The organism is Sulfuricurvum sp. RIFOXYD12_FULL_44_77 (assembly GCF_001830725.1).
Classification (GTDB): domain Bacteria; phylum Campylobacterota; class Campylobacteria; order Campylobacterales; family Sulfurimonadaceae; genus Sulfuricurvum; species Sulfuricurvum kujiense_A.
In genome coordinates this window covers 1-3,995 of the sequence record NZ_MIBU01000222.1, presented here as the reverse complement: position 1 = coordinate 3,995, position 3,995 = coordinate 1, and the positions used below count along the sequence as shown (strand labels likewise).

Here is a 3,995-nt window from a genome sequence, read left to right as displayed (position 1 = left end):
ATTTGAGTGCTTTTTGTATCGAGAGGGCTATACCGTAGTCAACACTGGAAGCTTGGGTGCTGGTCTGAAGATACTCTTTTGCACTGGCAATATCATCGATGTAAATATTGGCATTCCCTTTTTGAATATAGCGTAGGGTTTGATCGGCATTAAAAATTTTATAAGGGGCAAAGTAAAAAATGCTCTGATAAATTTTGAGACGGTTATCATGTTTTGAGTCGCGATAGAGACGTTGGATCTCATCGGGATCATAAAGGGAAGGCTTAAGAAGGACACGGATAGGATAAGGAGTATAGACCTGATCGGGGTACTGATCAGACATCTCTTTAATGAGTTTTGAGCCGCTTTCCTGCATCCCTGACTTCAGATAAACGTATCCCAAGGCAAGTTTTTCTTCTATCGGTTTGTCATTTTGCATAATTGCATCGTGGAGATATTTGGTTGCTGAGGGGATATCTCCGAGATTGGCGTACATAAGCCCCAGTGAAAAGGAGTCCTCTTCCTGAAGAGGATTTTCAAGGGCACTGATCGCATCGTTAAAACTTCCGAACATCGCGCTGATTTTGGCGCGCAGTTTATTTTGAGTGGTTTGATACTCTTCGGTTGTCGGATTTTTTAGGGCGCTGAGGGCTTCGAGGTAGTTCCCTTTATAATAATTAATGAGGGCATAATAATAGGAGTACATCGGTGATCCGCTCTCTTGAGGGAGATACGATTGCGCCATAGTGATGTAGGTATTGAAATCTTTTTCACGTTTGAGATTGAGACAGCAGACTGCCGCATTTATGGCACTGACACATCGGTTTTCGCTGTTGGCGATAGAGCGTTTAAAATTTTCAAGAGCTGCTTTGTGTTCTCCCTCTTTGAGCTGAACAACACCGAGATTGTATTGGGAAATGGCTTCTGAGTAGAGGGCGATTTTCTCATAGAGTTTGAGCGCTTCGGTCGCATTGCCGTTAGCATAGAGATAGTTTGCCCTCTCAATCATATTCTCAAGCTGGCTAGGCTCAATCACATTCTCTTCAGAGGCGGTTGTTTTTTCGGCTATAGGCTGTTCGAAGGGTTTTACCGCTTCTGCAGAGTGTCCCAAGAAAAACATCAATCCTCCCCCGATTAAGAGGAGTAAAAGGAGAATACCGGACACAACAATGATGAGACGTTTGTTCTTGAACGGACTTGGCTTTTTGCTCGAAGCCTCAGAGGTGTCTGCCGCTGTTTTTTCGACGCCGGCAGCATCCGATTCTTCGATGATGATTATCTCTTCTTGATCTTCAGCCATAGCCTCTCTTTATCCTGATTAGAGATATTTTTGGAGGACGGCAGGGATGATGATGCTGCCGTCTTCTTGTTGGAAATTTTCCATAATAGCTATCATCGTCCGTCCGACCGCTAAACTTGAACCGTTTAGGGTGTGAGCGAGGATATTTTTTCCCTCTTCTTTGTAGCGGATCTTCGCACGGCGGGCTTGGAAGTCCCGTGTATTGGAGACGGAGCTGATTTCACGATAGGTGTTTTGCCCCGGAAGCCACACTTCGAGATCGACGGTACGCGCCGCACCGAATCCTAAATCTCCCGTACAGAGAGTGACGAGACGGTGAGGAAGTCCAAGCGCTGCGAGAAGATCAGAAGCACACGCGACCATCTCTTCGAATACCGCATCGCTTTGATCGGCGCGAGTAATGGAGACGAGTTCAACTTTGTGAAACTGATGCTGACGGATCATCCCGCGCACGTCACGTCCGCCGCTTCCCGCTTCTTTACGAAAACACGACGTGTATCCCGTCATTTTGATCGGTAAATCGGAACCGTTTAGGATTTCGTCTTGGTAGAGGTTGGTGAGAGGTACTTCCGCCGTCGGAATGAGATAAAGCTCTTCCTCTTCCACTTTGAAGAGATCCTCTTCGAATTTCGGAAGCTGTCCTGTCCCCTCTAGTGCGCGGCGGTTAACGAGCATCGGAACACTGAACTCTTCGAAACCGCGCTCACGGTTAAAATCGAGCATAAAGTTGATAAGGGCGCGCTCCAATCGGGCACCCATCCCGCCCACAACGCTGAAACGGCTTTTGGCGAGTTTAACCCCTCGCTCAAAATCGATCCAGCCATTTTGGTCTGCGAGTTCCCAGTGCTCTTTCGGCGTAAAGCTAAAGGTTGGCGGAGTGAGGACTTTTCGGATTTCGATATTATCATTTTCATTCGCACCGTCGGGTACGTCTGCATCGGGAATGTTCGGAACACGCATAATGATCGCATCGAGGGCTTCTTCGGCGGAGCGTTGGGTATCAAGGAGATCGTTTAGGGTCACTTTGTTGGCATCGACTTCGATTTTCAACTCATCGGTACTTTTCCCCTCTTTTTTATACTGACCGAAAAGGCGGCTGAGTTCGTTTTGTTTCGCTTGCAATGTCTCGTAAGCGAGTTTAGCGGTTTTGAGAGCTTCATTGGCGGTTTTTAGTTCAGTGATTACGGAAGCATCCACTTTTTTGCGCATCAACGCCGTTGCGGTTTCGTCAAAATTTTTCTGGAGAAGTTTTACATCGATCATAAAGGGTCATTCCTGCTATTAAATAATGATCGATTATAGCCAAAAGAGGCTGAAATTAGGTCAAAATTCCTCCGTTCGCCCTGAGCTTGTCGAAGGGTGAGTTCATGGTTCGACAAGCTCACCACGAACGGAAAAAAATACTGCATAAATTGACTAGGAATAGCTATAATTAGTTGTAAAATAACTAAATTTAATGAGGTTAAGGTGAAAAATGCAAGTTCTTATAGTACCAAAAGAGGTGATATGGGCAACAAGGCTTTTGTGGTTAAGTGTCATTATCCCTTTAATATTGATATTTATCGTAGCTGGAATGTACGGGACAGAAAGTTTCTTTATTCTTGATATTATTTATGCTATTGGGCGTAAAATAGTAACAATTTTAACTGGGCTATTTTTGATTTTTGGAATAAATTATTTTTTATTGAAAGGGAATAAATGGGCGATGTGGTTAGTAGTTATCATATTTGGTTTCACAGCTTTTATGAATACAATTACAATAACCGCCTATTTTGCAGAAAATAGTGCAATATTGGAGAGAATAATCTATCTGCTCAAGATAGTCTTTTATATTCCAATTATATATTTACTTCTAAAGCAGAGGGCTTTTTTTAAATAAGATTTCTAATATGACAACATCTTGACAAAATTAGTTTTATCCGATATTATGACAACATATTGACAAAATAAGGAGAGTACGATGCAAGCCATGTTTTATTCTGCGGCACGTAATAACCTGCGAAGTATGATCGATAGCGTGTGCAATGACTGTGAAGAGTACATTATCACGACCAAAGATAACCAAAGTGCGGTGCTAATCTCGTATGAAGAGTACGCTTCGATGAAAGAGACGATGTATTTGCTCTCGTCTAAAAACAATCGTGATCGTTTGATGGATTCTATCGAAGAGATTGAAAAAGGGCAGTTCACGATTCAAGAGATAGCCAGTTGATGATCGCTTTTTCGACCAAGGGATGGGAAGACTATCTCTATTGGCAACACAACGACAAAAAGATTCTAAAAAGGATCAATTCTCTTTTAGAAGACATCCGTCGAAATCCCGATGATGGGTTAGGGAAACCTGAACGGTTGAAAGAGAATTTATCGGGGTATCTCTCCCGACGGATTACCGCCGAACACCGCCTTGTCTATACAATCAAAAATGATCTGATTATCGTGGCACAGTGTCGGTATCACTATTAAGAGTTATCGTTTTGATTGCAGCGGTATTCAGTGATTTTTTGAGAGTTGCGAACTTATCTTTGGGGAGTGAAACATACTCACCGTTTTCCACCGCTTCAACAATGGCTAATTCTTCATCGGTATAGATTGTCTTGGTACTCATCGGTTACTCCTTAAAATGTAGAAAAGTACGAACTATCTTTCCTTGTAATAATTTTTTGAAATGACAGTATTGAATTCCGTTGGGTCATACCAAAAACATCCGATACAACTA

6 protein-coding genes are annotated in these 3,995 nt (G+C 43.0%); 3 read left to right on the top strand and 3 right to left on the bottom strand.

Going from position 1 to position 3,995, the window contains the following annotated elements; translation table 11 throughout:
- Window positions 1-1,279, bottom strand: a 1,279-nt coding sequence (locus A2517_RS07955) for a lipopolysaccharide assembly protein LapB (RefSeq protein ID WP_294895842.1), incomplete at its 3' end; no start/stop codon positions are given.
- Between the two features lie 18 nt (window positions 1,280-1,297).
- Window positions 1,298-2,542: a serine--tRNA ligase gene (gene serS / locus A2517_RS07950; protein ID WP_294895840.1), complete on the bottom strand. Its 1,245-nt coding sequence runs from the start codon at window positions 2,540-2,542 to the stop codon at window positions 1,298-1,300.
- A 211-nt stretch (window positions 2,543-2,753) separates the two neighbouring features.
- Between serS and A2517_RS07945 the strand changes: the two genes are divergently transcribed.
- From A2517_RS07945 to A2517_RS07935, 3 genes are all read left to right on the top strand, one after another.
- Window positions 2,754-3,158: a hypothetical protein gene (locus A2517_RS07945; RefSeq protein ID WP_015654239.1), complete on the top strand. Its 405-nt coding sequence runs from the start codon at window positions 2,754-2,756 to the stop codon at window positions 3,156-3,158.
- 81 nt (window positions 3,159-3,239) lie between these two features.
- Window positions 3,240-3,491 carry a type II toxin-antitoxin system Phd/YefM family antitoxin gene (locus A2517_RS07940; RefSeq protein WP_294895838.1) on the top strand — a complete coding sequence of 84 codons (252 nt, stop codon included), beginning with the start codon at window positions 3,240-3,242 and terminating at the stop codon, window positions 3,489-3,491.
- Window positions 3,491-3,742 carry a Txe/YoeB family addiction module toxin gene (locus A2517_RS07935; RefSeq protein WP_294895835.1) on the top strand — a complete coding sequence of 84 codons (252 nt, stop codon included), beginning with the start codon at window positions 3,491-3,493 and terminating at the stop codon, window positions 3,740-3,742. The genes A2517_RS07940 and A2517_RS07935 overlap by 1 nt, the downstream gene beginning before the upstream one ends.
- Here the strand turns inward: A2517_RS07935 and A2517_RS07930 are convergent.
- Window positions 3,711-3,884, bottom strand: coding sequence for a hypothetical protein (locus A2517_RS07930; RefSeq protein WP_294895833.1), 174 nt, complete (start codon window positions 3,882-3,884; stop codon window positions 3,711-3,713). The two genes, A2517_RS07935 and A2517_RS07930, sit on opposite strands and share 32 nt — an antisense overlap.
- Window positions 3,885-3,995 lie beyond the last annotated feature (111 nt).

What these genes read in the sequence shown, in the direction of transcription:
- serS (WP_294895840.1), bottom strand. Translation starts at nt 2,542, where the DNA reads ATGATCGATGTAAAACTTCTCCAGAAAAATTTTGACGAAACCGCAACG.
- A2517_RS07945 (WP_015654239.1), top strand. Translation starts at nt 2,754, where the DNA reads ATGCAAGTTCTTATAGTACCAAAAGAGGTGATATGGGCAACAAGGCTT.
- A2517_RS07940 (WP_294895838.1), top strand. Translation starts at nt 3,240, where the DNA reads ATGCAAGCCATGTTTTATTCTGCGGCACGTAATAACCTGCGAAGTATG.
- A2517_RS07935 (WP_294895835.1), top strand. Translation starts at nt 3,491, where the DNA reads ATGATCGCTTTTTCGACCAAGGGATGGGAAGACTATCTCTATTGGCAA.
- A2517_RS07930 (WP_294895833.1), bottom strand. Translation starts at nt 3,884, where the DNA reads ATGAGTACCAAGACAATCTATACCGATGAAGAATTAGCCATTGTTGAA.